Source organism: Bacillus sp. FSL W8-1143 (assembly GCF_037965155.1).
Classification (GTDB): Bacteria; Bacillota; Bacilli; order Bacillales; family Bacillaceae; genus Bacillus; species Bacillus pumilus.
In genome coordinates, this window is record NZ_CP150182.1 from 2,123,302 (window position 1) to 2,148,176 (window position 24,875).

A 24,875-nucleotide genomic window follows, 5' to 3' on the forward strand; every position below is an offset into this window, starting at 1 on the left:
AGCTGCGTGAGCTGCCTTTTTGCCGTTTCTCAAAGTTAAAAATACAATATCACAATCTTCAGCCACTTTCAATGAGCGTTAAGAATTTGGCGGAATTTTTGATCTGTTTTGAGGGTGAACAATGCTTGGCCTTACTTTTGAGCCAGGAACAGACGTCCGAATCAGCACTTGCCACAAAGCCTTCCCGTTAAAAGGAAGAAATGGCCACATATAAGGCGTCTGCAATGAACGAATGGATGTTAAGTAGATGAGTAACAACGTAAAACCAATGATGAGTCCATTCAGCTTAAAGATCGCCACGAGCGCTAATATGATGAGTCGTACAATCTTATTGGCGACACTCAGCTCATAGCTTGGGGTTGTAAATGTACCGATTGCCGCTAGTGAGACGTATAAAATGACCTCTGGTGTAAATAAACCGACATCAATGGCAATTTGCCCAATTAAAACAGCCGCAATCAGCCCCATGGCGGTCGACAATGCAGTTGGCGTATGAATTGCAGCCATCCTTAAAAATTCTACCCCAAAATCAGCTAGAAATACTTGTAAAATCACTGGGATATGGGATGGTTTGTTAAAGCCAATATAGCTTAAATTATCTGGCAGAAGACTTGGTTCAAGGATAAACAGAAACCAAATTGGTAAAAGAAACGTTGAACATAAAATGCCTAAAAAGCGTACCCATCTTAGGAACGTACCAACTGCAGGTGCTTGGCGGTATTCTTCTGCATGTTGAACGTGGTGAAAAATGGTGGTTGGCGTAATGATGACACTAGGAGATGTATCCGTAATAATGATGACATGCCCTTCTAGTATATGGTTAGCAGCGACATCTGGACGCTCGGTGTAACGTACAAGGGGAAAGGGATTGTATCCTTGTTTAATAATGAATTCTTCAATTGTTTTATCAGACATCGTCAGCCCGTCGACTTTGATTCCTGACACTTCTTTCTCTATGATATCGACAAGATCTGGGTCCGCAATATCTTCAATGTAGCAAACACATACATCCGCTTTCGAACGTTCGCCTACTTTGAGCATTTTGTATCTCAGTTTTTCATCTCGCACCCGTCTTCGTATAAGTGCTGTATTGACAATAATGTTTTCAACAAAACCGTCTCTTGCGCCCCGGACAACCTTTTCTGTATCCGGCTCCTCTGGCATTCTGCCAGGATAGCTTCTGACATCAATGATAAATGCGTAGTTTTCACCTTCAACTACAACTGCCACAAGGCCCGACAGCACTTGGTCTACCGCTTCATCAAGTGTTTCAACCTTTGAGACCTGCTGATTGACAAGACGATTCTCAATCACACGGGCCATGTCATCTGATTCAGGTTCGTTGTCATTGATTTCAACTAGCTCTTTTAATAAGTAGATGACATACTGTGTATCACACAGTCCATTTACATAGTAAAGTTGGATTTCCTGATCGTGTATATAAATTTTCCGCACACCAAGGTCAAAGCTGAGACCCATTCCGACATTTTCTTTAAAGTAATCTTCATTTTTCTTCGGATCTCGGTACACGTTTACCTTGTCTTTCTTCATGGAAACCACTCCTTTCTAAAATTAATTCAACTGCTTTCATTGTGATCGGAGATCCTTTGCTCAGATCATCTTTCCGTCCCATTTTGCCAATATCTCCAATTCCAACAACAAACGGCAGATCGAGCGAGTCAAGACAATACACGGTATCTCCGCTCATTTTATGAGGCTCCATTTCGGGAAGGCCATGCTTGTCGACACCGTATTCTGTCAGTTCACCCTCCCGGTCAATGGAAACATGAACCTTTGTCCATTCAGCTTGATGCGTTTTGGATGCAACGGCGATCGCCCCAATGACTTCAATTTCAGGATGACGCGCCACATGCTTCATCGCTATCTCCCCTGTTCCTTCACCTGTCAGGCCAGAATCATCAAACATGACAAACACTGGATCATTCGGCGTTTTTAAAATCATCTGCACAAGTTCAGGTCCTGTTCGTTTGCTTGGATTTCCTTTTGAGCTGGAAATACATCGTCCACCGACATTTTTAGCAGCAAGCTCAATGGTTTTGGCAGCATATATATCTCCGTCTGTCACTAAAATGACTTTTCGTCTTTGCCCCATATTAGGTTATCCTTTCGGTTTAAAGATAAGAGCGATAATAAATGAGAATAAAATCGCAGCTGAAATTCCAGCAGAAGTTAATTCAAAAATACCGATCCCGATTCCGATGAACCCGTGTACATCTGCCTGATGCATCGCTCCATGAAGCAAGCTATGACCAAAGCTGACGATTGGTACGGTTGCGCCCGCACCCGCAAATTCAATAAATTTATCATAAATACCGAATCCGTCTAAGATGGTGCCCGCCACAACAAAAGTGGTCATAACATGTGCAGGCGTAAGTTTGAGTATGTCTAGTAAAAGCTGACCAATGACGCAAATAAGTCCGCCTGCAACAAAAGCGATAAGATAATCCATTAGCTCTCTCCTCCTGCACGCTCAAATACGACACCGTGCGCAATGGTTGGAATGGTCTCTTTTTGCTGGACCATCATTGGACTTAGAAGCGCTCCGGTTGCCACAACGAGTACTCTTTGCAGATTTCCTGCTTTCATTTCTTGAAAAATGTGACTAAATGTCACAACAGCTGAACAAGCACAGCCGCTCCCACCAGCGAATACATTTTGATCGGGTGTATAGATGATTAAACCGCAATCATCATGCTTCCTCCCAAGCTGAATGCCTTCTTCCTTCAGAAGATCCTTTAAGATTGGTGAACCAATACCAGATAAATCCCCTGTTAAAATCAGATCGTAATCGTCCACCGTTCTTCCGAGGTCTTCTAAATGCTGCTTGATGGTATCTGCCGCTGCCGGAGCCATGGCCGATCCCATGTCAAATGGATCTGTAATTCCAAGATCCATCACCCTGCCTACTGTAGCGCTTGTAATTTGAATTGGAGAGGTCTCCTGGCTAATAATAACGGCCCCGCTCCCAGTGACGGTACTTGTGGCTGTATCTGGCTTTTGTCCGCCGTATTCTGTTGGATTACGAAATTGGCGTTCTGCCGTTGCATTATGACTGCTTGTCGCTGCAATGGCTCTATTGGCAAAACCGCCATCAATGAGTGCAGACGCAATGGCGACCGATTCCATTGAGGTTGAGCATGCCCCAAACAAACATAGAAACGGGATTTTTAGTTCTCTCGCCACATAGTTTGCTGTGACGTTTTGATTAAGTAAATCTCCTGCCAGCAATAGATCAATATCGCTTTTTTGCAAATTTGCTTTTGATAAAGCACTGGATATCGCATCTTCCATCAGTTTTCTTTCAGCCATTTCCCAGTTCTTTTGATCACAATGCATTTCGTCATACGTTTTATCAATTAAATGACCAATCGGTCCTTCTTTTTCTTTCGGCCCTGCAGCTGTTCCCTCTGCATTGACGTAAAGCTTGTGCTCAAAAACCCAAGATTGTTTACCTGTTAGTTTCACGTTTCATTCCTCCTACGAAAACATCTTTTCCAAGACGTATCGAATGATCCCTACGACATATGCCGAGACGACACCAAATACAATGACGTTCCCAGCGAGCTTAAACATATTTGTGGCAACCCCTAAAACAAGCCCTTCACTTCTATGCTCAAGGGCAGCACTTGTCATACTGTTTGCAAATCCTGTCACCGGAACAGCCGATCCCGCTCCGGCAAACTGGCCGATTCTATCGTAAATACCGATACCAGTTAATATAGAAGAAATTAAAATGAGGGTCGCCACTGTTGGGTTCCCTGCTGTTTTTTCATTAAAATCAAAAAAGTGAATATAGAAATGTTGCAGCCCCTCGCCTATGGCACAGATCAATCCACCAACAAGAAAAGCCTTGATGCAGTTGAGGACATAAGGAGGTTTAGGCTGATACGTTTTCACCTTAGATGGATAGTTCTCTTTTAAACTCGACACGGTTGTTCCCTCCAAATTTTTAAATATAAATCAGCCAATGGAATAGTGAACCAAATACTTTGCCTAAGACAATGGCCATGAGAAGCAAAACAATTTTCCCGTCCATTCCAATTCTTTTCGTTAATATAGGAAGTACATTTAATACTTCAGTCAGCGCAGCTGCAAGCATGCCGACGAAAATGCCTGCTAAAAGACCGATCGGGAGCACCAGCCATTTGGATAAATGCAAATGCACCTCGCTCAAGGTTGCCCAGCCGCCAACGACCGCCCCGGTGATGACAGCTGCCTCGTATCCTTGTATGAAGCGCTGCGTTTTCGTTAATTGCATTAAACGAGGGATGATGCCAAGCACTGTGAGAAATGCCACAAACCCTGCTCCTACCGTTAAACCGCCGCCAAGTCCAACTAACGCGACAAAAAGCCACTTACCGATCATGGATATCTTTCATTGTCTCTTTATTTTCTTTAAGGGCGACATAATGATCGAGATCGAGCTGATATTTAAACATCTCCACTTCGAGCGGGCTTGGTTCTTCATTTAAACGCTTTTTAAATACATGATTGAAAAATAAAATCATGCCAAAGCCTAGTCCGAAGCTATATGGAATTTGCAATAAATAAGGATGCTCAACCGTTTTTCCTGTGATCATTTCATATAGGCGGATATGAACGAGCCGCATACTGACATCCTCGTGGAAATTCATAATGGCAAGCGCCGCTCCGACAAATAATAGGAGCCACACGAACACAAATAAAATCGGAGAAAGCTGGCGTTTGCCTGTATCAATTTCAACAATGGCTTCAGCGCCTCCGACGGTTTGAATGTCGATGTCTGGCCATGTTTTTTTGATCGTTTTGACCACATGCATGATATCAAGAACGGCGATGTGACGATCCTTTTTACTGACATGATATATCGGCATCTTGCTAAGCTTTTGTACAGCAAACTCATCACCAGTGATTTGGGCGATATCTTCTAAATAAATGAGCTGATCATTACCGGTCTTAATGCGATGGCGCAGCCGAAGAAAGATTTGTCCGTCCATCCAAGTCACTTCCTATACGATGGGTTAAAAATAGTATGTGGTGAAAAATGGTTCTCATACCGAGAGAACTTGATTTACCGGTAATTACCACACGAAAAAAGCCAGCCGAATTGGCTAGCTCTCTTTTTGATCCATTTGCATTTGGATTTGTTTTAAAATTTTCTTTTCGAGCCGCGAGACTTGTACTTGTGAAATGCCGAGTCTCTCCGCTACCTCAGATTGTGTTTGGTCTTTATAATATCTTAAGTACACAATGAGTTTTTCTCGTTCTTCTAATTCCTTGATCGCTTCTTTCAGCGCGATTTTATCAAACCATCTTTCTTCTGAATGATCGGCAATTTGATCAAGTAATGTAATCGGGTCCCCATCATTTTCATACACCGTTTCATGAATCGACGACGGCGTTCGGACCGCTTCTTGGGCGAGGACGACATCCTCTGGTGTGATATCAAGATATTCGGCTATTTCCTGGACGGTCGGCATTCTTCCGTGAGACTTAGACAATTCATCTCTCGCCCGCCGGATTTTATTACCAAGTTCCTTTAGTGACCGGCTGACTTTGACTGTTCCATCATCTCGAATGAATCGCTGGATTTCACCAATGATCATTGGGACAGCATAGGTCGAAAACTTCACATCATATGACAAATCAAATTTATCAACAGATTTTAGCAGTCCAATACAGCCAATTTGAAACAAATCATCTGGTTCATATCCTCTATTTAAAAAGCGCTGAACAACGGACCAAACAAGACGCATGTTTTTTTCTACGAGGAGGTCTCTTGCTTGCTGATCACCGTCTTGGCTTTTTTTGATGAGCTCTTTGACTTCATCATTTGACAGCTGGGCTTTTTTTGCTTGCTTTTTTACCTCCACATCCATATGAGCAGCTCCTTTAATTACAAAGCGCTTTGCTTTTTGATAGATGCTTTGTTAAACGGATGGTTGTGCCCATTTCTGGAGATGAGTCTATCATGACATCATCCATAAAATTCTCCATAATGGTAAAACCCATTCCAGAGCGTTCTAAGTCTGGTTTTGTCGTGAAAAGCGGCTGTCTTGCTTCCTCAAGATCTGTAATGCCCATCCCTTCGTCACGGATGGTGAGGTACACAACATGGTCATCAAGTGTGACTTCGATATGCACCTTGCCATCTGGATTCCCATCATAGCCATGGATAATGGAGTTTGTCACCGCCTCTGACACAACGGTTTTGATTTCTGTTAATTCATCTAATGTCGGATCAAGCTGGGCGATAAACGCCGCGACTGTCACCCTCGCAAAGGATTCATTTTGACTTAAAGCAGAGAAGGTCAGGTTCATTTCATTCCTCATGATGCCACCCCCAATGTTTGCAATGCCGTTTGCTCTGAAGGCTCCATACGGATGATTTTAAATAAGCCAGACATATCAAATAACCGGTTCACTGCTGGCGAAATAGCACAGACGACCATTTCTCCGCCAAGCTGTTTAATTTCTTTATATCTTCCTAAAATCACTCCGAGACCTGAGCTGTCCATAAACGTTAAATCAGCCAAATTCAGCACAATGTGGCGAATGTCCTCTGTTTCCAAATAATTCGTCACCTTTTGTCTCAATGTTTCTGCGGAGTGATGATCGAGCTCTCCTGTTAATCGAATGCAAAGTACGCTCTCTTTTACTTGAAAATCAATATCAAGGCTCATCTTTTTATTCCTCCTTGCTCTAATTTCGGATAAAGATTGTTTCTCTTTTTTATCAAGTAAATCCTTCACCATGACAAAACTAGTGACCATTCGTCACATTTAGATGTTCTTTTCTTCTTCCTCATAGCAAAAAGACTGCCTGTTTCAGCAGTCTTTCACATTTTATTTCCATTTCACAAATTCAGCCATCGCTCGTTTGAAGAACGTCCAAACGCCCGCTTTTTCCATTCCTTCTTTGGCTTGTACAGGGCTTTCATGCAGCACTTTTCCGTCTTTTTTCAAGACAATGGTTCCAAGTTCCGTTCCTTTTGAGAATGGAGCCGTAACATCCTGAGACAATTTGATTTCTTTTTTAATCTGATCCACATTTTCGCCTTTTTTCGTTAAAAGGGAGATTGGTTCAGAGGTGACAAGCTGAATTTTTTTCTTTGTCCCTTTGCTTACCTTGATTTCAGCTACATCTTGTCCTCGTTTGTAAAGTGGGTGTGTGGTGTATTGACTAAATGCATAGTCTAACATTTTGACCACTTGAGCGTTTCTGTCTTTCGGTGTACTTGCGCCGAAGACAACTGCAATGACGCGCATGTTTCCTTTTTTAGCGGTTGCGGTCAAACAGTATTTGGCTTCGCCTGTAAAACCTGTTTTCAACCCATCGACACCTGGATAAAATTTAATCAATCGGTTCGTATTCACCAGCCAGAATTTTTTATCGGTGTTTTGACGGAGATAGTCTTCGTAGACCCCTGTGAATTTGGTGATTTGTTCATATTTCAACAGCTCTTTTGCCATTTTTGCCATATCATGAGCTGAACTGTAATGGTCTTTTTCAGGAAGTCCTGTTGGGTTTTGAAAGACCGTAGAGGTGAGGCCGAGTTCTTTTGCCTTTTTGTTCATTTGCTCCACAAACTGTTCTTCAGATCCTGCAATATGCTCTGCCATGGCAACTGAAGCATCATTTCCAGACGCAATCGCAATGCCTTTCAGCATTTCTTTCACGGTCATTTCTTCTCCAGGTTCAAGGAAGATTTGTGACCCTCCCATTGAAGCTGCATAGTCGCTTGTTCTTACCTTGTCAGTCATTTTCAGCTTTCCTTGATCAATGGCTTCCATGATGAGAAGCATCGTCATGATTTTGGTCATACTTGCGGGTGCCAGCTTTTCATCGCTGTTTTTGTTGTAAAGCACTTTTCCCGTGTCACGTTCTATTAAGATGGCTGATTTGGCTTCGTGCACCAATTCTGATGTTTGTTTTTCTTCTGGTTTTTCAATCTTTTCTTTTGCTATCGCTGATGGTGAAACCATTGAGATAAGGATCATTAAAATAAACAATGCACATATATGACGTTTCAAGTGGCAGACCTCCATTATCGTAATCCTTTCTATTTTTTCCTCATCGAGGCTGTTTTATTCAGAGATCGTATGATTGCCATAAAAAAAGCCTTCTGTCGATAAACAGAAGGCTTCTTAAAACATGCTATGAGAGTTGTTTGACAATGTCTTTTACTAAATCAAGGAAACTCGCTTTCACTTTTTCGGTTACTTCAATGACTTCATCATGAGACAGCGGCTGATCTAAAATACCTGATGCCGCATTAGAAATGCATGAAATACCTAGCACTTTGATTCCTGCATGACGCGCAACAATCACCTCTGGAACCGTCGACATGCCTACAGCATCTGCGCCAAGTGTTCTAAGGAAACGAACTTCAGCCGGTGTTTCATATGAAGGACCTGTCATCCCTGCATAAACACCCTGCTGTACAGATATGCCTAACCGCTGAGCTGTTTCTTCTGCAAGTGCCAGCAAATCTTTATCGTATGGGGCAGACATATCAGGGAAACGAACGCCTTGACTGTCATTTGGACCAATTAATGGATTGGTCCCCATCATATTGATATGATCTGTAATCAGCATGAGATCGCCTGGATGGAATGAAGTATTCACACCGCCGGCTGCATTTGTCACGATGCATGTCTCAATGCCAATTTCTTTCATCACACGGACTGGAAACGTCACTTGCTTCATATCATATCCTTCATAGAAGTGAAAACGTCCTTGCATCGCACATACGACAGTGCCTTTCAGCGTCCCGATGACGAGCTGTCCTGCATGACCCTCTACTGTTGAAATAGGGAATCCAGGAATATCTTCATATTTCAATTTGATTGGATTTTCAATCTCATCTGCTAAAATGCCAAGCCCTGAACCTAAGATCAATCCAACTGTTGGTACGTATGTCGATGCTTGTTTAATGTATGCCGCCGCTTCTGAAAACTGTGCTCCCACGAGATTTCCCCCCTATTTGAGTTTAGATAAAAAGCTTGTGCCGTATTTTGGCATCGTTGTCTTGAAATTGTCTGCGACCGTTGCTCCAAGATCAGCAAAGGTTTTTGGAGTTGGCAGTTCATTTGCTCCTTGATGCTTTTTGCTGTAAGCAATGAGCGGAACGTATTCTCTTGTATGATCTGTTCCGTGATGAACCGGGTCATTTCCATGATCTGCTGTAATGACAAGAAGATCATCCTCTTTTAACAGATCAAACACTTCAGGAAGACGGGCGTCAAATTCCTCTAGTGCTTTTCCGTAACCCTCTGGATCTCTTCTATGTCCGTAAAGGGCGTCAAAATCAACAAGGTTTAAAAAGCTGAGTCCCGTAAAGTCTGTTTTAAGTGTATCAACCAGCTTGTCCATTCCGTCCATGTTCGATTTTGTTCTGAGAGAAGAGGTGATTCCTTCTCCATCATAAATATCAGAGATTTTGCCAATCGCAATCACATCGAGCCCATCATCTTTCAGCTCATTCATCACTGTTCGGTCAAATGGTTTTAAAGCATAGTCATGACGGTTCGGTGTTCTGACAAATGCGCCAGGCTCCCCGACAAATGGACGGGCGATAATGCGGCCAACCATGTATTTTTCATCTAATGTGAGCTCACGTGCAATTTCACAAATACGGTAAAGTTCATCTAATGGCACCACTTCTTCGTGCGCAGCAATTTGCAGCACAGAATCCGCAGATGTATAAACGATTAGATCGCCTGTTTTCATGTGCTCTTCGCCAAGCTCGTCTAAAATTTCAGTACCAGACGCAGGTTTATTTCCAATAATGCCTCTGCCTGTTTTTTCTTTTAGTTCATTTAATAGTTCATCTGGGAATCCGTCTGGAAAAACTCTGAACGGTGTGTCTATGTAAAGACCCATGATTTCCCAGTGTCCTGTCATTGTATCTTTACCATTTGATGCCTCTTGCATCTTTCCATAATACGCAAGCGGCTTCTCATCCGCTGGAATTCCTTTGATTTCTTTAATATGACTCAGCCCAAGCTTCGCCATATTCGGCATATGAAGCCCGTTCATTTTTTCAGCAATATGTCCTAGTGTATCTGCACCTACATCATTAAATTCAGCAGCATCAGGTGCTTCCCCAATTCCTACTGAATCCATTACGACGAGGAAAATGCGTTTATACTGATAATCAGGCATTAAAAAGCGCCTCCTTCAATATTCTTGTCTTTTAACCTTTCAAAAAGAGAGGTCTGACATCTCAAGTATAAACCGTTTACAAGCCGGTTGACAACCATAAACGGTGCAAACATGAAAAAGCATGACACACGTTCACCGTGTCATGCTTTACTTATGCCCTTGGATGGAATTTGTGATACACATCTTTCAGTCTTGTTTTCGTCACATGTGTATAAATTTGTGTTGTCGAGATATCGGCATGTCCGAGCATCTCCTGCACAGCTCTTAGGTCTGCACCGTTTTCAAGCAGATGCGTGGCAAATGAATGCCTGAGTGTATGGGGTGTGAGTTCCTTTTGAATCCCTGCTTCGAGAGCTCTTTTTTTCAGATTCTTCCAGAAACCTTGCCGCGACATTTTTTTCCCGTGATGATTGAGAAATAAGGCATCTGCCGGCTGTTTTTTTAACAGCTTGCTTCTTCCCTTTTCGAGATATTCTTCAATCGCACTTGCAGCTGCTTCACCAATTGGCACAATCCGCTCTTTTCTTCCTTTACCGAAACAACGGATAAAGCCCATTGTGAGGTGTACATCGGCAAGGGTCAAATCAAGCATTTCACTGACGCGAATGCCTGTCGCATATAAGAGCTCGAGCATCGCTTTGTCACGGTAGTCAAATGGAGTGTGCTGATTTGGTGTATCAAGCAGCTTTTCGACTTCCCCTAGTGAGAGAACTTTCGGTAATTTCCGCTCTGTTTTTTGCGTTTCAATGTTCCACGACGGATCATCTGTTGTCACTTTTTCCCGGAGCAGAAATTGGTGGAAGGACCGGATCGAGGAGAGATGCCGCACTGACGTTTTGCTCGATTTCCCTTCCTCTTTTAGCTTTTTTAAATAATGAATGATATGCAGGCGTGTGACATCTTTTATATCCGTCAGCTGCTCATGTGTCATTAAAAAAGACAAGTAGTTCTGTAAATCTCGTTTATAAGAAACAATGGTATTTTCAGAGAGTCCTCTCTCTACTGTCATAAAATGAATAAAGTCGGATAATTGATCGTTCAATGATTTCTACTCCCCGTTTTGATAAAAATAAATCAATCGGTCTTGCCAGTTGTCTTGATTCGGCTGATCCATTTCCATCACTTTAATTGCTGCACCCTCTGGTTTATCATAACGATGGTAGCTTTCATATTCTGAATTTATCCATATCATAGCATAATAGAACAGGACGGTAAAACCAGTGAACAAGATAAATACCTTCATCACTTCACCTGTTGTTTTGAGCCATTTTCGCATGATTCTCATGTCCTTTCTCGAGCTTCTCATTACTTCAGCATATGCCAGGTGGGACAAGGAATATACAGCGAAAACGCAAAAAACCTCTTCATCTTAAATGAAAAGGTTCCAATTCGGATTATTTGCCGGATTCATCATCATGACACCGGTGGCAAATACCATGGAATGTCAATCTATGATCCTTAATTTTAAATTTCCAGTCACGTTCAATAATCTCTTCAACATCTTCTAATAAATCATCTTCTATCTCATCGACTGTCCCGCATTCCATGCAGACAAGATGATGATGGAAGTGAGCGGCTCCTTCTTTGCGAAGATCATATCGCGAAACGCCGTCTCCAAAGTTAATTTTATCAACAACTTTCAGTTCAGTTAGCAATTCTAACGTTCGATAAACAGTAGCAAGACCAATTTCAGGAGACTTCTCTTTTACGAGGAGGTATACATCTTCTGCACTTAAATGGTCTTCTTCATTCTCAAGCAGTACTCTTACTGTTGCTTCACGCTGTGGCGTGAGCTTATAGCTGGAAGAATGAAGCTGTTTCTTAATTCGATCAATCCGATTTTCCATTGACTTTCCCTCCTACGCCACATTACTTGATCATTATATCAAATGATGTGCTGGGAGCCAACTATAATCATTTTAAATTGATAAATAAATTGATTATTATTTAATAACAATTATAAATTTATGAGAAAAGAACACCTGCTAGCTTTTTCATGAGCATGAAGGAGACGTACGATTCAAAAAAGGACGAAAGTGCAGCAAGCGCTAAAATCATCAGTAGAACAGATGCATAACGGGCGAACCACTGAACAGGTGCTTGACTGATGGTTTTTTTCATGAACAGCTGCCCAATGAGACGGATGGAAAACGCAATCGCACATGTCCCAATCACTAAATAGGCTGGAATAAGTAATATGTTTTGCGGAAGAACCGATACGAACGAAAGGAAAAAACCACTCAGCCCCATTTGATTTACTAGAAAACCAACTGTAAACCCAACGACAATTCCCTTTAAAAAGATCATGAGAAAGATGAGCGGCAGGCCAATGATAGATATCCCTAGTATCCACATAAGACCTAAATATTTCATATGATGCAAAAAGCTTTGCAAAAACATTTCTTTTGATTCTGCTGCTTTCTCATTTGTCAGCTGACCAAAAAATTGATTTAAATAATAGAATAAATCCTCTTTCTGACTAATTGTCATACTATTGACGATGATGGCCCCAAATATCACGCCCATTAAAAAGAGTACAGAGACAAACAAATAAATCGATAGATGGTCTTTTACGTGCTGAAGAAGATTTTCCTTCCAAGACTTTTTCCGCATGCGTCTTCCTCCCAAATAGTAAAGGTTACTAGATTCTATGAGAGAGATTACGAAACATGACAGTTTTATTGAAAGAAAAAAGAGAAAGCGGCCTAAACACTGCTCTCTCTTCTCATTTATCGTGCCGCTTTTTGTACGTTCACAAGCCCGGCACCATAGTAAAAAGGATCTCCAAGCTGTGTAGCCGTTTTTGAAAGTCTCTCGCGCACTTCATCGTTTGTCAGATTCGGATGTTTTGATAGAATGACAGCCGCAGCTCCTGCTACATGCGGTGATGCCATGGATGTCCCGCTCTTGTAGCCATATTCATTATGAGGAATGGTACTGAGCGTTGAAACGCCTGGTGCTGAAACTTCCACTTCTTCGCCTACAGATGAATCAAAAGCTCTTTGTTTTCTTTGGTCAACAGAAGCAACCGCTATCACTGAGCTGTATTTAGCTGGATAGTCAACCGTGTTGAGAGAGCCATAACTTCCTTCATTCCCAGCAGAAGCCACAATGAGAATACCCTTGTCATATGCTCGATCTACCGCTTCTTTCAGCGCTTCTGATTCACTTGCTCCTCCCATACTAATATTGATGACATCTATGTCATTCTCAATGGCCCATTCAATTCCTTTAATGATCCAGCTATAGTAGCCATCACCATTTTCATCTGCCACCTTGACCGCATAGATTGAAGCTTTTGGCGCAACACCAACGACACCTACCTTATTATCTAACGCTGCAATTGTGCCCGCCACATGCGTCCCGTGTTCATGCGGGTCAACAAGCGGATCTGACTCTGTTGGAACAAAGCTGACTCCCCCGGTGACATGTAGATCTTCATGTTTGCCATCAATGCCGCTGTCAAGAACGGCTACTTTGACATTTTGTCCAGCGTATCCCCGTTTATGTACCTTTTGTGCTTTGATGCTTTTGATGCCATATGGGATCGTTTGACCGCTTGTTTTTGCCTTTTGGTCCTCCTCAATGAAGGTCACTTCTTTTGCCTGATTTAGTTCCTTTTTCGATGCCTCATTCAAGGAAACTTTCATCATATCTATCTGCTCTATGGATTCTTTTACATGTCCACCAGCTTCTTCAACAAGCTGTTTTTGTGTATGATCTTGAACGGAAGAAGAAAAGCCGATCATGTACTCTTTTTTCGCTTGCTCCTTTGCAGAAATATGTGAGGCGCCGAACGTGACCGATGCCAGCATCATACTTGCCATACAAAGCCCTGCTCCAATTGACTTGACGTTCACAATACTCACTCTCCCTTTCATCTTTTTGTCATTTAACTACATTTTTAGACAAAAAGAAACGACCGTTTGTCCTATTTTTTAAAATTTTTCCATTTATTTGAACTAGTTGTCACAAAAAAGCAAAATAAAAATGCTTATGATCCTCTTGATAGTGATCATAAGCATTCCTTCTTTTATGTTTTTTCATCATGTGCTGCAAGGCTTCTTGTTTTGTTTTTGTTTTTCTTTCATGTGTACTAAAGTGCGGCATGTTTCCTCTCGACAGTTCCGGGTTTCGGCTGTGCTGCCTTTCAATATGTTCTCGTTTTTTCTTTGCATTGCTTTTTCCCATTTGGCAAAACCCCTTTCGTTGACGTTATGATACACGATGTGACATAAAAAAGATAGACGTATACACGCCTATCTTTCTGTTTTCACCATATCAAGATGGGGAATTCCATCTTCATCATAACAATCTGAAACGGCCTTAAAACCAAAGGATTCGTAAAACGACTTCAGGTAGGCCTGCGCCTGAATTTTGACACTTGTTTCACCTAATTCACTCAGCTTTTCCAAAGCCTTGCTAAGTAGCATTTTTCCATAGCCTTTTTTTCGGCCTGCCTCTGTCACAAGAACGCGGCCAATGGACGCCTCTTCGTACATGATTCCGCTTTGAAAAATTCGGCAATAAGCCACAATCGTGCCGTTCTCTTTTGCCATCAGATGAAGCGCTTCTTGGTCCCGGTGATCAATTTCAGGGTAAGGGCATGTTTGTTCAACAACAAACACATTGACTCTTTCCATTAAGATTAGGTAAAGATCCTCTTTTGTCAATTGTTCAAACGTTTCACATGTCCAGTTAACTTGATTCATGATTGATATCCACCTTACCGTATACTCCGCCCCCGCCAGCGATCAGTTCGACTTCACCTTTTCTTGCTTTGATGATGTAATTGGCTGTTTTTTCTGGCAGGACAGCTTTTAGTTCTTGTTCTGTTGCTTGATGAAGGATATTCATCTCTGTGTGAAACACGGCTTTTAGCTTCTCCAGCGTTTTGGCTCCAACACCCGGAATAAATTGAAGTGGAAGCTGATGAACATAAGGAGGTCTTGTTCCATTGTCACTTTCCTGGTCAGCAAGCTCCTTTAAACGCTCGCTCACTCCTTTTGTCATCCGGGTATGTCCGCATGCTTGGCACTTTTCTTGATCTAGCGCGCGAGGTCTTACTCCGCACTTCTCGCAGGTTGTATGATAGTACTTCCCAAGACGCGGGGCGAGCCCATAATTTCCTATGATGGCTCTCCCCTCTTTCCCTTCAAGGGCTAGTTTGAATTCGGCAAAAGAGGCATGGTCCATGCGGATTTTTGTATATTCTCGCGCGATTTTCCCTAAAGAATGAGCGTCTGAATTCGTTAAAAATGGATAACGGTTCAGTTCGCTTAACTGGGACGCCATTGACGTATCGCAGCTAAGTCCTAGTTCAACAGCATCAATGAGGTCCGGATCGAATACTTCCGTTAAAGACGTGCTGACTCCTTTGCCAAATAAGCTTTTATGCGGCGTGAAAATATGAGCAGGAATAAATAAGCCTCCTAGCTCCTTGACCTTATGCTGAAGTGTTTTCCCATCCACATAGAGGCGCTGTGAACTCAAATGCACATTTTTCATATGTAGTGCGAGCCATGCGGAGAACTCAGTCATTTTGCGCAGTGTGGGCATAAATGCAAGCACGTGAATCGGACCTTTTGATTGGTTATCGTTAATTTCTAATTCACTGCCTAAAAGCAGCACGGTCTGTTCAAATGATAGACCGCCATCACTTAGTTCAGTGTACTTGCCTTCCGCTACACCCTCTATTAATTCTTCTAGGACTTCTGGAGATTGTGCATCAATCACACCAATCATCCCCATCCCTTTACTTTGCGTTGCTTCAATGAGAATTTGGTCAATGGTCAGTGATCTTGCACCTGTAATTTTAACAGCTCTGCCTGTTCTTGTTCTGCCGATATGAATATGGATGTCTGCAAAAAACTCCCTCATTTTGTTGACTTAAGTACCTCTTGCAGTTGTAAGTACTGAATGGCATAGGCTGTTTTTGCATCATAAATATGCTGCTTTTCAATGAGGTGCAAGGCTTCTTCTAATGAAACTTCCATCACTTCAACAAATTCATCTTCATCCAGCTCTCTTTTTTCTTCAAGCGGAACTAGGTGATCTGCAAGATACATGTGGACGATTTCATCTGCAAAACCTGGTGATGTATAAAAGGCTGTCAGCTTTTGAAGCTTCTGAGTGGTGTATCCTGTTTCTTCTTCTAATTCTCGCAGTGCTGTATGTGCCGGCTCTTCCCCTGGCTCTAATTTACCAGCCGGAATTTCAACGATGGCTCTCTCTAGTGCTTTACGGTATTGCTTGACCAAGATGATTTTATTTTCGTCTGTCCGAGCAATGACGGCTACTGCACCAGGATGTTTGATGATTTCGCGTTTGCCTTGTTTTCCATTTGGCAATTGTACATCTTCAAGAACCAAATCAATGATTTTTCCGTTGTATAATTCTTTAGTCGATAATGTTTTTTCTTCAAAGTCCTTCAATTTTGTCAGCTCCTCGTTCTACTTTCACTTTTTACTTCATTCATTTTAACATAGATGATTTAAGAGAAGCGAAATGCGGACGCTTGCTTCAATGCGCCATTTGAAGTCACCTAGCTTGAATTCTAGATTTTTTTCACTTAATGTGAAGGAATAGGAGTGTGATGGAATTGAGAAAAAGACGAATTGGTACAACGGATCTTTTGGTGAGCGAAGCGGCTCTAGGATGTATGTCCCTAGGAACAGAAAAAGGAAAAGCGCTCTCTTTATTAGATGAAGCCATTGATCTTGGAATTAACTATTTGGATACAGCCGATTTATATGATTTTGGGACAAATGAGGAAATTGTCGGGGAAGCGATTAAAAACAGGCGGCAAGATTTAATTTTGGCCACAAAAGGCGGCAACCGCTTTGAAAAAGGCAAATCTGGCTGGGACTGGGACCCTTCAAAGGCATACATAAAAGAAGCCGTAAAACAAAGCCTCAAGCGGATGCAAACAGATTATATTGATTTATACCAACTGCACGGAGGCACGATCGATGACCCTATCGATGAGACGATTGAGGCTTTTGAAGAATTAGTGGAAGAAGGCGTCATTCGCTATTATGGCATCTCTTCTATCCGTCCAAACGTCATTAAAGAATACGCCAAAAAATCAAACATCGTCAGCGTCATGATGCAATATAGTTTACTCGACCGCCGTCCAGAGGAATGGTTCTCTCTTCTTGAAGAACAAGGCATTAGTGTTGTGGCAAGAGGACCTTTAGCAAAAGGGCTTTTAACTGAAAAACCACTTTCACAAGCAAGTCCATCAATTCAAAAAAACGGCTATCTTCAATATTCATTTGACGAGCTACAGCAGGTTATTCCTTCTTTAAAGAAAGTCGCTTATGACCTATCACTCACAGAGCTCTCCATTCAATATTTGCTTCAGCATTCTGCGGTCAGTTCCGTTGTATTTGGCGCAAGCTCGGTGGAACAATTAAAAGAAAATGCGGCAGCGGCCAATGCACGTTCTTTAAGTGACCAAGAAGTAAAAGCATTGACTTACTATACAAAATCATCTATGTACGACGCGCACCGGTTTAAATGAGATAAAAAGAGATCATCTGATGTGATCTCTTTTTCATATTCGACAGACAAAAGCAAAGAGGGGCTAAAGGCCCCGTTGTCTTATCTTGCACTTTCGTAATATGCATAATTTCCAGATTTGCCTTTAAGATAAAATGTCGTACCAAAACGACTGAAACTATTTGCAAAAGAACCATTATCCGAATACATACATAATCGATTACTTGCGCCTTTAAAAGGAGTTACAGAACAATCTACAATTGAAGTAGCCTTTGTACGCAAATCCGCATTCGTTAATTCATTTGTAGCAAGAGCTTGTCCAGAAACAGGTAAAAGCAATCCTAAAGATAAAGCGACTCCAGCCATTGTTTTTCTCATTTTCATGTAAATCATCTCCGTTCCCAAATATTGTAATACACCTTCATTATAAGTAGTACGACCTTCTATCAAAAGGGTCTTAAATACTATATTTGTTATAAAAAGGGATTTAAATGAAGGAGGAATCGAAGGAACCGGAAGCACTTGCGTGTTGATCAACCTCAATGATGACATAAAAAAAGAAGCATCAGTGCTCCCTTTTTTAGCTTTTATATTTTCTCCAGTCCAAATGACTTTCATCTAGCAGCTCGGAGAAGCTTTTGTTTTTTTCTTTTTCTTTCTGCTGCCGAAGGAGGTCTTGTCGTTTTTGTTCTTCTCTTTTTTCTGTCTCGGCGGCCAGATTCTGCTTCATTTGAAGAAGCTGCTGTTTGAGATTTTCGTTTATGCCGTCCTTTAATTTCGCTTGATCATTGTTCTTTTTCATTGTGCCTCTCTCCTTTTGCCTCTAAGTGTATCATCCGTTTTATTTCCTGAGCAAGAGTCACGCCAATCTCCCAACATGTGGTATGATCGTCATAGGAAAAACCTCGGAAAGGAAGAATCAGCTAGATGAAAAAATGGATCGCTATACTTGCCTTCATATTATGTCCGCTCGTTGCAATCGGCATTTTTTTCACCAACAAAATGATGTATATTCGAAAATTAACAGATGAAGAGCTCATCAAACGAGAATCAGATGAAGGGCATTATCATCATGAAGAGTTTCAACATCTTAACAAAGAGAAAGTGTGTATTCCTTCAGCATTTGGTTATGAGCTTCATGGCTATTTTGTGCCGCATCCGCATTCTCATACAACACGCACCATTGTACTTTGTCATGGCGTCACAGTCAGTTTAATAAATTCCGTTAAGTATATGAAATTATTCCAAAAGCTTGGATGGAATGTGATGCTTTATGATCATAGACGACATGGAATGAGTGGCGGGAAAACCACGAGTTATGGATACTACGAAAAAGAAGATTTAGCGAAGGTCGTGAAGTGGCTTAGACAAAAACTTGGGGAAAATGCCATTATCGGTATACATGGAGAATCTATGGGGGCAGTCACGACTTTGTTATATGCCGCAAAGCCGGAAGCAAGCGCCAATTTTTACATAGCTGACTGTCCTTTTGCTTCTTTTGAGGATCAGCTTCTCTATCGATTAAAAACAGATTTTCGTCTTTCAGGTCAATGGATTCTTCCACTAAGTGATCGAGTGTTAAAATGGCGGGATGGATACAGCATTCGGCAAGTGTCACCGCTGGATGTGATCGATCAGGTGAGAGAACCTGTGCTTTTTATCCATAGTCTTCATGATGACTATATTCCATGCGAGCAGAGTCAGCAGCTATATGCTCGAAAAAAAGGTGATAAACAACTATTTATAGCGCCGCACGGGGCACACGCGATGTCTTTTAGTGAAAATAAAGAAGCTTACGAACAAGAAGTTCAAGTATTCCTTCAACCATTTGAATCAAATGAAGATAAAAGAGGAGAATGAACAGTGGTTCGTCTCCTCTTTTTGAGCTAACTTATGCGATAGTCACTACTGTTGTATGGTGTCTGCCCGCCAGTTCCATATGACTCTCTTCCGATTGCTGCTGACTCATGACCGATAATCCTGCAGTTGCTGCCAATAAAAGAACTATCAAACTCGTTTTCATATAAATGACCCCCATTTTGAATTTTTGATATGGCTTGAATCTTCCGTTCGTAAAACCGTGTCGATGCTTCATACAGTCCAAGCTCATTGTAATAATGAGCCGCATCAAGTGCCAATTCCTCAATGTCTGGGTATAAGCGCTTGTCCTCGAGCAGGTCTAATGTATCGTCTATGATCGTTATTTCTGCATCAACGTATAATGCTTTTAAGAACTGAAATTTGCAGATGTAAATTTCATCTTCTAATTCACAGGCTTTCATAATACCTTTTTGATAGAGGGTTAACGACTCTTCTATTTGTTTTTGTTTAAACAGGATTTGGGTGAGCATAAATAGTGGGTCTAGAGAGCGATTAAGATGGGTTAAATTCTCCTTTTCAAACACTTCAAGAGAGTCTTTCAGATAACGGCTTGCTTCCGCAAGATCGTTCATTTGGTAATAACAGTTACCTAAGTTGAAAAGGGCCGAACCTATGACTCGAGGGTTTCCAATCGATCGTGCTCGATTTAGAGCATTTTTAAAGTAGGGCAATGCATGTTCATAGCATTTCAAATCATCATAGTTTGCACCGATGACAAATTCACAGTGGATGATTCTCAGCGTGTACGTTCTGTAGGCAGAGTACGTATTTAACGCTTGCAAGGCATAGTGCATCGAAAAGTGGGTTTGTTTCATGTGGTAGTATATTTCAGCTAATTTAAAGTAAAATTCTGCTCTTTCTATATCATCTGATATGAGATTGAGCTTTTTTTCTGCTGAACGGTAATAGGCAATGGCACTTAAATAGTTTTGCTGTTCAAACTCAAACATTCCTGTGAAAAAATGAACATAGTATTCAAGCATGTCCGTTAATTTCGTTTGCGAATGTTCGATCGTTTCTAGCAGGTTTTTAATTTCTTCATCATTTGAGGCTTTCTTTGCCGGTTCAAAATATTCAAGCATCACCTTATGGCGAAAATCCATCAGCTGGTAAAACAGCAACAAGTTTTGATCTTGCTCCATCTCCAGAATTTCCTGCTCGATCTCGGCCTTCAGCTTCTCTGCTTTCATGACATGAAATCCGCAAATCTGCCTATACCATTCGTTTATTTTAATTCCAACCTGAGGCGATGACAGCTTGAGCTTCAATTCACTTTAGCACCTCCCTTCTCATATACGATACATGTTGTATTCTATCATATTTCCTCGAATGGAAGAAATATGAAATGTCATTTTTCGCAAAGTTTTCGGTATCCCGCAATAACCGCTTCCATTGCCTATTTTTCGGCATTTAAATCCACGATTTTTTCATGTCTATTTTTCTCATTTTGTCGAATTGGTTGTTATAAAACAGTTTTTTTTGCGTTGCAAAAGATCATTTTTCAGATTAGACGTTCCCAGTTGTTTAATGAGATGATGAAGGCACGAAAAAAACCCTTTTGTCAAAAAGGGCTTTTATAATACATCTGTTACCTGTTCCATATTCTCTTTGATCCAATTGACAGCTAATTCGAGCGTTGGGAATTCTTCCGTTTCAAATGTGACTTCATCCTGAAGAAGCCAAACATCCTTTTTCACCGAATCCATTCCACCTATTGACCAGTGCAAAAGGGTATAGGGATGATTGTTATTTAAAAACGACACCCATGTTTTATTTTGTGCCGTGTTTTGTATCACTCTAAGCTTCTGATCCACTACGTTTCCACCTTACTTTACAAGTATGCCCATTCTTGGACTGAGTATTTGCTGAGGACTTTTCAGCATCAATGTATTGGCTTTTTCATTAAAATCGATGGTCATTTCCTCATCAAAAAATACCTTCTGTGCAATGTGTATATATAGTTTTAAATGTTGGCTATTTTTAAGTTGCTCCCATTCACCTGTTCTTTCACTTGTTAACCAAAGCATTGGTACGCCACTCACTGCACAGCCACAACCTTCTGAATCGTAGCGAAGCAGTAATTCCTTAGTTTCGTTTCCTGTTTGCTGTTTTTCTATATATGTTTTAGCCTGTTCTGTGATGTGAATATACATGGCGAACATCCTTTTTAAATTGATGCTTACATTGTAACACATAAAACACCATAAAACATGACACACGACTAAATCCGAAAGTCATATTCTTTGAAATACACGCTCTTCTCACTATGATTATATCTATCTATTGGCTCTTTTTGCTTCTTGTTTTTTAGAATTATACTTATGACGCTACCAATTTTTAAAGAATAAACAGGAGGTTTTAGATCGTGAAAAAAAGATTATCTCTCTGCTTCATCGGGGCACTGATATTGATGTTGAGTTTCGCTGTGCCAAACATGAAAGCGGCATCTGTCCTTGATGAAGTACGAGAAAGCTATGCAACTTATACGGGATCTGGTTACTCAGGGGGCGCCGCATTATTAGATCCTATTCCATCTGACATGAAAATTACGGCTTTAAATCCCCATGACTATAACTATAAAGGGATAAATGCGGCACTTGCAGGGGCTTACCTTGAAGTAAAGGGTCCAAAAGGAAAAACCGTTGTGTATGTAACCGATAAATATCCAGAAGGAGCGAAAGGAGCTCTTGATCTTTCTCATAATGCCTTTGCCAAAATTGGCAATATGGCAGATGGGAAAATCCCAATTAGTTGGAAAATTGTAAAAGCACCGATTAGCGGAAATGTAGTTTACAGAATAAAAGAAGGTAGCAGTAAGTGGTGGGCTGCGATTCAAGTGCGCAATCATAAATATCCGATTATGAAAATGGAATATTACAAAGATGGACAATGGGTGAACATGGAAAAGACAGACTACAACCATTTCCTTGGATTTAATATGGGGTCTAAATCTCTTCCTGTTCGAATCACAGATATCCGCGGGGTCATCGTAAAGGATAAATTACCCGCTCTTCCATCTACTGCTGCTTCACAGGCCTATACTGTAAAAGGCAATGTTCAGCTTCCTAATTAACGAGGAAAAGAGGTAGCTTATTTAAGAGCTTCCTCTCCTCCTTCTCTATCCCAGCGATATGCCTCATTTTCTATTACTTTTATGATTTCATTCTTTCCTGCCATATAGCTTTGTATATCTTCCCGATACTGATTTGCTAATTGTTCCTTGACAGACGCATACGCTACAGCTCGTTCTGGATGGGCCCTTAAGTAATCTCGAAACAATAAATGCCTTTTCACATCAGGATGATTTCTCTCATAAATATGGACATGATGCGTACGATTCAAGCCACCCTTTTGAAAAAAACGTCTCCCTTTTATGCCATTTTCACCGAGCGCTTGATATCCAAGATGTTCAAAGCTCTCTCTTTTTCTATCGATCTCTTTTATATGACTTACTTCTATTAAGATATCAATAATGGGTTTGGCAACAAGTCCTTCAACTGACGTACTACCAATATGATGTCCTTCTATCCAGCTCTTTTGAATGATTTGCTTGAGTCGCTGCTTTTCTTGATGGAATTCTTCATGCCATTCTTTTTTGAATTCGACAACCGCAACCTTTCGCCTCGGTGTCCATTTCATTTTTGATAAGGTGAGCTCTTTTGCAACATGAATCACATTTGTTTCAACAAATCCTAACTTTTCGTATAGCCTTTTTGCAGGGGTGTTTTTTTGCCCAGTGGTCAGTTCTATAGGGACATTTTTCTCCATAATTGTAGACATAAGTCTTGTTCCAATACCCTGCTTTAGCGCTTTTGGATGTACAGCCAATCGACTAATGATCAAATAATCTTTCTGCTCTTCATAAGAGGCAACACCTAGTAAGATTCCCTTTTGCTCAAAACCAATAAATTGCTCTTTTGCTTTCATTACATCTTGAATGGTCTCTTTTAATGGCGGAAGATCGGCATAGCCAATTTGTTCAGCTTCTTGTTGGTATGCAGCTAGTTGAATATGTAAGATCTGCTTTGCTACATCTCCTATTGTTTGATCTAAATTGACAATCATGACATCGCCTCTAACTTTTTCACAAATAAAACACGGTCTTCATTTATTCCTTCATATTCTGAAAACACGGAGATTCCTTCTACAGTTTTATCCCCTTTTTCAATTTGAAAGCCCAATTTTGCATGATAGGCAATTGATACTTTATTTACAGGTGCTGTTACCACTTTAATGGTTGTTCTTCCTTCCTGTTTTGCCACATCATAAAAGGCTTGATACAGCATTTTTCCGATCTTTAATTTCCGGTGATCTGGATGTACCCCAACAAAGTGAATATACGCTTCATCTGAACGAGATTGCGATAAAAAACCGACTAAAAAGCCAATCAGTTCACCTTTTTCAACGACGACAAAACTTGTTTGCTGAAAATGTTCAAAAAATAGCTTCGGCAATGTTGCGCGCAAATCTTTACCTCCCCACCAGCTTTGGATGACGGATGTGACGGCGTAAAAATCTGACGGCTTCACTTGACGTATCATGATGACCTCGCCCCTTTTCATTTTTGGCTTACCGCTCTCTTTTTTTACAAAAAACTGTTGTTTCAATAGTCTACCTGTCCGATTAATTGTTTGTAAAGATTACGTGGCAGCCTTTTTTCCTTTCAGCTTTGTTGATTTCGTTCTTTCGCCGTCATCTCCTTGTAAATCTTCACACTTATTTCAAAAAGTTCACTTTTTGTGCGAAAGTTTCATTCTTTTGGTATGTTAAGATGGTTCATATAGGAAATGTAACAAATGTTTATTGGAGATGATGATATTGGTTTGGATTGTTACTTCACTTGTTGTGTTTAGTCTTTTAAAGCTTCTTGTCACTTCGCTGCCTTCTGGTGTTGTGGAACGCCTTTTTAGTCGTTATGCAGTGCATGCAAAAGTAACAAGTGATCAAACAACGATCATGTTTGAAGATCGTCCGCTCAATGATCAACAAACATCTGAAATTATTCAACATTTTAATGATGCGATCTTTATTGAACGCTATTATATTTATCCTGGTGATGAAGAGCGCTTTCTTCATCCGCAGGAAGGGCCGGCGCCTCTTACCATGCAAACAAAGCTTGGCAAGCATGATGTGACCCTTTATCTGTATCATTACGATGACCACGTGGATGTGGTGCGGCAGTTTACACATAAGCCTAAGAAAAAACTGATGGCCTATCGTTTGCGTTCTGAGCCCCTCCAAACATCCCACAACTTGGCACATGCTTAAAATATGTTGCATCAAATGAGACGAAGTGTCTTCCACTTCGTCTTTTTTTGTATGGA

At 41.1% G+C, this 24,875-nt stretch carries 33 protein-coding genes; 4 read left to right on the forward strand and 29 right to left on the reverse strand.

Annotated elements, in window-relative coordinates; translation table 11 throughout:
* Window positions 1-78: 78 nt before the first annotated feature.
* From NSQ36_RS10600 to NSQ36_RS10705, 22 genes are all read right to left on the reverse strand, one after another.
* The gene (locus NSQ36_RS10600; RefSeq protein WP_106918382.1) at window positions 79-1,560 is read right to left on the reverse strand and encodes a spore germination protein; all 1,482 of its coding nucleotides are present in this window, start codon (window positions 1,558-1,560) and stop codon (window positions 79-81) included.
* A complete protein-coding gene (locus NSQ36_RS10605) occupies window positions 1,505-2,113 on the reverse strand; it encodes a stage V sporulation protein AE (RefSeq protein ID WP_003216039.1) in 609 nt (202 codons plus the stop codon). Before NSQ36_RS10605 ends, NSQ36_RS10600 begins: the two co-directional genes overlap by 56 nt.
* 6 nt (window positions 2,114-2,119) lie before the next feature.
* Entirely contained in the window at window positions 2,120-2,470 is a 351-nt protein-coding gene (spoVAE, locus tag NSQ36_RS10610) for a stage V sporulation protein AE (RefSeq protein WP_003215479.1), read from the reverse strand.
* On the reverse strand, window positions 2,470-3,486 hold the full coding sequence (gene spoVAD / locus NSQ36_RS10615) for a stage V sporulation protein AD (protein ID WP_003215736.1): 1,017 nt from the start codon (window positions 3,484-3,486) through the stop codon (window positions 2,470-2,472). The genes spoVAE and spoVAD overlap by 1 nt, the downstream gene beginning before the upstream one ends.
* Before the next feature lie 12 nt (window positions 3,487-3,498).
* Window positions 3,499-3,951 carry a stage V sporulation protein AC gene (gene spoVAC, locus NSQ36_RS10620; protein ID WP_003215687.1) on the reverse strand — a complete coding sequence of 151 codons (453 nt, stop codon included), beginning with the start codon at window positions 3,949-3,951 and terminating at the stop codon, window positions 3,499-3,501.
* 19 nt (window positions 3,952-3,970) lie between these two features.
* Entirely contained in the window at window positions 3,971-4,387 is a 417-nt protein-coding gene (locus NSQ36_RS10625; protein ID WP_003215481.1) for a stage V sporulation protein AB, read from the reverse strand.
* A complete protein-coding gene (locus NSQ36_RS10630; RefSeq protein ID WP_003215534.1) occupies window positions 4,377-4,997 on the reverse strand; it encodes a stage V sporulation protein AA in 621 nt (206 codons plus the stop codon). Before NSQ36_RS10630 ends, NSQ36_RS10625 begins: the two co-directional genes overlap by 11 nt.
* A 114-nt stretch (window positions 4,998-5,111) precedes the next feature.
* Window positions 5,112-5,879: an RNA polymerase sporulation sigma factor SigF gene (gene sigF / locus NSQ36_RS10635; RefSeq protein ID WP_003215778.1), complete on the reverse strand. Its 768-nt coding sequence runs from the start codon at window positions 5,877-5,879 to the stop codon at window positions 5,112-5,114.
* A 13-nt stretch (window positions 5,880-5,892) separates the two neighbouring features.
* Window positions 5,893-6,333, reverse strand: a complete 441-nt coding sequence (gene spoIIAB / locus NSQ36_RS10640; RefSeq protein ID WP_012010447.1) for an anti-sigma F factor — start codon at window positions 6,331-6,333, stop codon at window positions 5,893-5,895.
* Window positions 6,330-6,683, reverse strand: coding sequence for an anti-sigma F factor antagonist (spoIIAA, locus tag NSQ36_RS10645; protein ID WP_012010448.1), 354 nt, complete (start codon window positions 6,681-6,683; stop codon window positions 6,330-6,332). The genes spoIIAB and spoIIAA overlap by 4 nt, the downstream gene beginning before the upstream one ends.
* Window positions 6,684-6,845: 162 nt before the next feature.
* The gene (locus NSQ36_RS10650; protein ID WP_050943817.1) at window positions 6,846-8,033 is read right to left on the reverse strand and encodes a D-alanyl-D-alanine carboxypeptidase family protein; all 1,188 of its coding nucleotides are present in this window, start codon (window positions 8,031-8,033) and stop codon (window positions 6,846-6,848) included.
* 124 nt (window positions 8,034-8,157) lie between these two features.
* Complete coding sequence (locus NSQ36_RS10655; protein ID WP_003216045.1) at window positions 8,158-8,970, reverse strand: purine-nucleoside phosphorylase; 813 nt, start codon at window positions 8,968-8,970, stop codon at window positions 8,158-8,160.
* A 12-nt stretch (window positions 8,971-8,982) separates the two neighbouring features.
* Window positions 8,983-10,167 (reverse strand): phosphopentomutase, encoded by a 1,185-nt coding sequence (deoB, locus tag NSQ36_RS10660; RefSeq protein ID WP_003215717.1) that lies wholly within the window; start codon window positions 10,165-10,167, stop codon window positions 8,983-8,985.
* Between the two features lie 151 nt (window positions 10,168-10,318).
* On the reverse strand, window positions 10,319-11,209 hold the full coding sequence (gene xerD, locus NSQ36_RS10665; RefSeq protein ID WP_003215982.1) for a site-specific tyrosine recombinase XerD: 891 nt from the start codon (window positions 11,207-11,209) through the stop codon (window positions 10,319-10,321).
* A 6-nt stretch (window positions 11,210-11,215) separates the two neighbouring features.
* The gene (locus NSQ36_RS10670) at window positions 11,216-11,443 is read right to left on the reverse strand and encodes a YqzK family protein (RefSeq protein WP_003215798.1); all 228 of its coding nucleotides are present in this window, start codon (window positions 11,441-11,443) and stop codon (window positions 11,216-11,218) included.
* Between the two features lie 118 nt (window positions 11,444-11,561).
* Window positions 11,562-12,014 carry a ferric iron uptake transcriptional regulator gene (fur, locus tag NSQ36_RS10675; RefSeq protein WP_003215577.1) on the reverse strand — a complete coding sequence of 151 codons (453 nt, stop codon included), beginning with the start codon at window positions 12,012-12,014 and terminating at the stop codon, window positions 11,562-11,564.
* 118 nt (window positions 12,015-12,132) lie between these two features.
* Entirely contained in the window at window positions 12,133-12,780 is a 648-nt protein-coding gene (gene spoIIM / locus NSQ36_RS10680; protein WP_339205664.1) for a stage II sporulation protein M, read from the reverse strand.
* 116 nt (window positions 12,781-12,896) lie between these two features.
* Window positions 12,897-14,027, reverse strand: a complete 1,131-nt coding sequence (locus NSQ36_RS10685) for a S8 family peptidase (protein WP_339205666.1) — start codon at window positions 14,025-14,027, stop codon at window positions 12,897-12,899.
* Between the two features lie 109 nt (window positions 14,028-14,136).
* Window positions 14,137-14,358, reverse strand: a complete 222-nt coding sequence (locus NSQ36_RS10690) for a hypothetical protein (RefSeq protein WP_003215884.1) — start codon at window positions 14,356-14,358, stop codon at window positions 14,137-14,139.
* 68 nt (window positions 14,359-14,426) lie between these two features.
* Window positions 14,427-14,879, reverse strand: coding sequence for a GNAT family N-acetyltransferase (locus NSQ36_RS10695; RefSeq protein WP_106028737.1), 453 nt, complete (start codon window positions 14,877-14,879; stop codon window positions 14,427-14,429).
* Window positions 14,866-16,047 carry a TIGR00375 family protein gene (locus tag NSQ36_RS10700; protein ID WP_339205669.1) on the reverse strand — a complete coding sequence of 394 codons (1,182 nt, stop codon included), beginning with the start codon at window positions 16,045-16,047 and terminating at the stop codon, window positions 14,866-14,868. Before NSQ36_RS10700 ends, NSQ36_RS10695 begins: the two co-directional genes overlap by 14 nt.
* A complete protein-coding gene (locus NSQ36_RS10705) occupies window positions 16,044-16,601 on the reverse strand; it encodes an NUDIX hydrolase (protein ID WP_268458358.1) in 558 nt (185 codons plus the stop codon). Before NSQ36_RS10705 ends, NSQ36_RS10700 begins: the two co-directional genes overlap by 4 nt.
* A 167-nt stretch (window positions 16,602-16,768) precedes the next feature.
* Here NSQ36_RS10705 and NSQ36_RS10710 point away from each other — a divergent pair, with 167 nt between their 5' ends.
* On the forward strand, window positions 16,769-17,692 hold the full coding sequence (locus NSQ36_RS10710; protein WP_339205673.1) for an aldo/keto reductase: 924 nt from the start codon (window positions 16,769-16,771) through the stop codon (window positions 17,690-17,692).
* Window positions 17,693-17,772: 80 nt separating this feature from the next.
* Here the strand turns inward: NSQ36_RS10710 and NSQ36_RS10715 are convergent, their stop codons facing one another.
* Complete coding sequence (locus NSQ36_RS10715) at window positions 17,773-18,288, reverse strand: antimicrobial peptide LCI (protein ID WP_249118256.1); 516 nt, start codon at window positions 18,286-18,288, stop codon at window positions 17,773-17,775.
* Window positions 18,251-18,472 (reverse strand): YqkE family protein, encoded by a 222-nt coding sequence (locus NSQ36_RS10720; RefSeq protein WP_003215614.1) that lies wholly within the window; start codon window positions 18,470-18,472, stop codon window positions 18,251-18,253. Before NSQ36_RS10720 ends, NSQ36_RS10715 begins: the two co-directional genes overlap by 38 nt.
* 125 nt (window positions 18,473-18,597) lie before the next feature.
* Here NSQ36_RS10720 and NSQ36_RS10725 point away from each other — a divergent pair, with 125 nt between their 5' ends.
* Entirely contained in the window at window positions 18,598-19,530 is a 933-nt protein-coding gene (locus NSQ36_RS10725; RefSeq protein WP_335356223.1) for an alpha/beta hydrolase, read from the forward strand.
* A gap of 26 nt (window positions 19,531-19,556) precedes the next feature.
* On the opposite strand, the gene NSQ36_RS10730 is transcribed toward NSQ36_RS10725, so the two are convergent.
* From NSQ36_RS10730 to NSQ36_RS10740, 3 genes are all read right to left on the reverse strand, one after another.
* Entirely contained in the window at window positions 19,557-20,819 is a 1,263-nt protein-coding gene (locus tag NSQ36_RS10730) for a tetratricopeptide repeat protein (protein WP_003215654.1), read from the reverse strand.
* 306 nt (window positions 20,820-21,125) lie between these two features.
* Window positions 21,126-21,365 carry a YqkC family protein gene (locus NSQ36_RS10735; RefSeq protein ID WP_003215790.1) on the reverse strand — a complete coding sequence of 80 codons (240 nt, stop codon included), beginning with the start codon at window positions 21,363-21,365 and terminating at the stop codon, window positions 21,126-21,128.
* Window positions 21,366-21,377: 12 nt separating this feature from the next.
* On the reverse strand, window positions 21,378-21,704 hold the full coding sequence (locus tag NSQ36_RS10740; protein ID WP_003215572.1) for an iron-sulfur cluster biosynthesis family protein: 327 nt from the start codon (window positions 21,702-21,704) through the stop codon (window positions 21,378-21,380).
* A 212-nt stretch (window positions 21,705-21,916) separates the two neighbouring features.
* Here NSQ36_RS10740 and NSQ36_RS10745 point away from each other — a divergent pair, with 212 nt between their 5' ends.
* Window positions 21,917-22,624, forward strand: coding sequence for an expansin EXLX1 family cellulose-binding protein (locus NSQ36_RS10745; protein WP_044141052.1), 708 nt, complete (start codon window positions 21,917-21,919; stop codon window positions 22,622-22,624).
* Window positions 22,625-22,641: 17 nt separating this feature from the next.
* Here the strand turns inward: NSQ36_RS10745 and NSQ36_RS10750 are convergent, their stop codons facing one another.
* On the reverse strand, window positions 22,642-23,616 hold the full coding sequence (locus NSQ36_RS10750) for a GNAT family N-acetyltransferase (RefSeq protein WP_339205677.1): 975 nt from the start codon (window positions 23,614-23,616) through the stop codon (window positions 22,642-22,644).
* The gene (locus tag NSQ36_RS10755; protein ID WP_034620502.1) at window positions 23,613-24,092 is read right to left on the reverse strand and encodes a GNAT family N-acetyltransferase; all 480 of its coding nucleotides are present in this window, start codon (window positions 24,090-24,092) and stop codon (window positions 23,613-23,615) included. Before NSQ36_RS10755 ends, NSQ36_RS10750 begins: the two co-directional genes overlap by 4 nt.
* Window positions 24,093-24,369: 277 nt before the next feature.
* On the opposite strand from NSQ36_RS10755, the gene NSQ36_RS10760 reads away from it, so the two are divergent.
* On the forward strand, window positions 24,370-24,819 hold the full coding sequence (locus tag NSQ36_RS10760; RefSeq protein ID WP_050943810.1) for a YfmQ family protein: 450 nt from the start codon (window positions 24,370-24,372) through the stop codon (window positions 24,817-24,819).
* Window positions 24,820-24,875: the final 56 nt, after the last annotated feature.

What these genes read in the sequence shown, in the direction of transcription:
- NSQ36_RS10605 (WP_003216039.1), bottom strand. Translation starts at nt 2,113, where the DNA reads ATGGGGCAAAGACGAAAAGTCATTTTAGTGACAGACGGAGATATATAT.
- spoVAE (WP_003215479.1), bottom strand. Translation starts at nt 2,470, where the DNA reads ATGGATTATCTTATCGCTTTTGTTGCAGGCGGACTTATTTGCGTCATT.
- NSQ36_RS10625 (WP_003215481.1), bottom strand. Translation starts at nt 4,387, where the DNA reads ATGATCGGTAAGTGGCTTTTTGTCGCGTTAGTTGGACTTGGCGGCGGT.
- NSQ36_RS10630 (WP_003215534.1), bottom strand. Translation starts at nt 4,997, where the DNA reads ATGGACGGACAAATCTTTCTTCGGCTGCGCCATCGCATTAAGACCGGT.
- sigF (WP_003215778.1), bottom strand. Translation starts at nt 5,879, where the DNA reads ATGGATGTGGAGGTAAAAAAGCAAGCAAAAAAAGCCCAGCTGTCAAAT.
- spoIIAB (WP_012010447.1), bottom strand. Translation starts at nt 6,333, where the DNA reads ATGAGGAATGAAATGAACCTGACCTTCTCTGCTTTAAGTCAAAATGAA.
- spoIIAA (WP_012010448.1), bottom strand. Translation starts at nt 6,683, where the DNA reads ATGAGCCTTGATATTGATTTTCAAGTAAAAGAGAGCGTACTTTGCATT.
- deoB (WP_003215717.1), bottom strand. Translation starts at nt 10,167, where the DNA reads ATGCCTGATTATCAGTATAAACGCATTTTCCTCGTCGTAATGGATTCA.
- NSQ36_RS10670 (WP_003215798.1), bottom strand. Translation starts at nt 11,443, where the DNA reads ATGCGAAAATGGCTCAAAACAACAGGTGAAGTGATGAAGGTATTTATC.
- fur (WP_003215577.1), bottom strand. Translation starts at nt 12,014, where the DNA reads ATGGAAAATCGGATTGATCGAATTAAGAAACAGCTTCATTCTTCCAGC.
- spoIIM (WP_339205664.1), bottom strand. Translation starts at nt 12,780, where the DNA reads ATGCGGAAAAAGTCTTGGAAGGAAAATCTTCTTCAGCACGTAAAAGAC.
- NSQ36_RS10690 (WP_003215884.1), bottom strand. Translation starts at nt 14,358, where the DNA reads ATGGGAAAAAGCAATGCAAAGAAAAAACGAGAACATATTGAAAGGCAG.
- NSQ36_RS10695 (WP_106028737.1), bottom strand. Translation starts at nt 14,879, where the DNA reads ATGAATCAAGTTAACTGGACATGTGAAACGTTTGAACAATTGACAAAA.
- NSQ36_RS10700 (WP_339205669.1), bottom strand. Translation starts at nt 16,047, where the DNA reads ATGAGGGAGTTTTTTGCAGACATCCATATTCATATCGGCAGAACAAGA.
- NSQ36_RS10715 (WP_249118256.1), bottom strand. Translation starts at nt 18,288, where the DNA reads ATGAAAGTCATTTGGACTGGAGAAAATATAAAAGCTAAAAAAGGGAGC.
- NSQ36_RS10720 (WP_003215614.1), bottom strand. Translation starts at nt 18,472, where the DNA reads ATGAAAAAGAACAATGATCAAGCGAAATTAAAGGACGGCATAAACGAA.
- NSQ36_RS10725 (WP_335356223.1), top strand. Translation starts at nt 18,598, where the DNA reads ATGAAAAAATGGATCGCTATACTTGCCTTCATATTATGTCCGCTCGTT.
- NSQ36_RS10740 (WP_003215572.1), bottom strand. Translation starts at nt 21,704, where the DNA reads ATGTATATTCACATCACAGAACAGGCTAAAACATATATAGAAAAACAG.
- NSQ36_RS10750 (WP_339205677.1), bottom strand. Translation starts at nt 23,616, where the DNA reads ATGATTGTCAATTTAGATCAAACAATAGGAGATGTAGCAAAGCAGATC.
- NSQ36_RS10755 (WP_034620502.1), bottom strand. Translation starts at nt 24,092, where the DNA reads ATGATACGTCAAGTGAAGCCGTCAGATTTTTACGCCGTCACATCCGTC.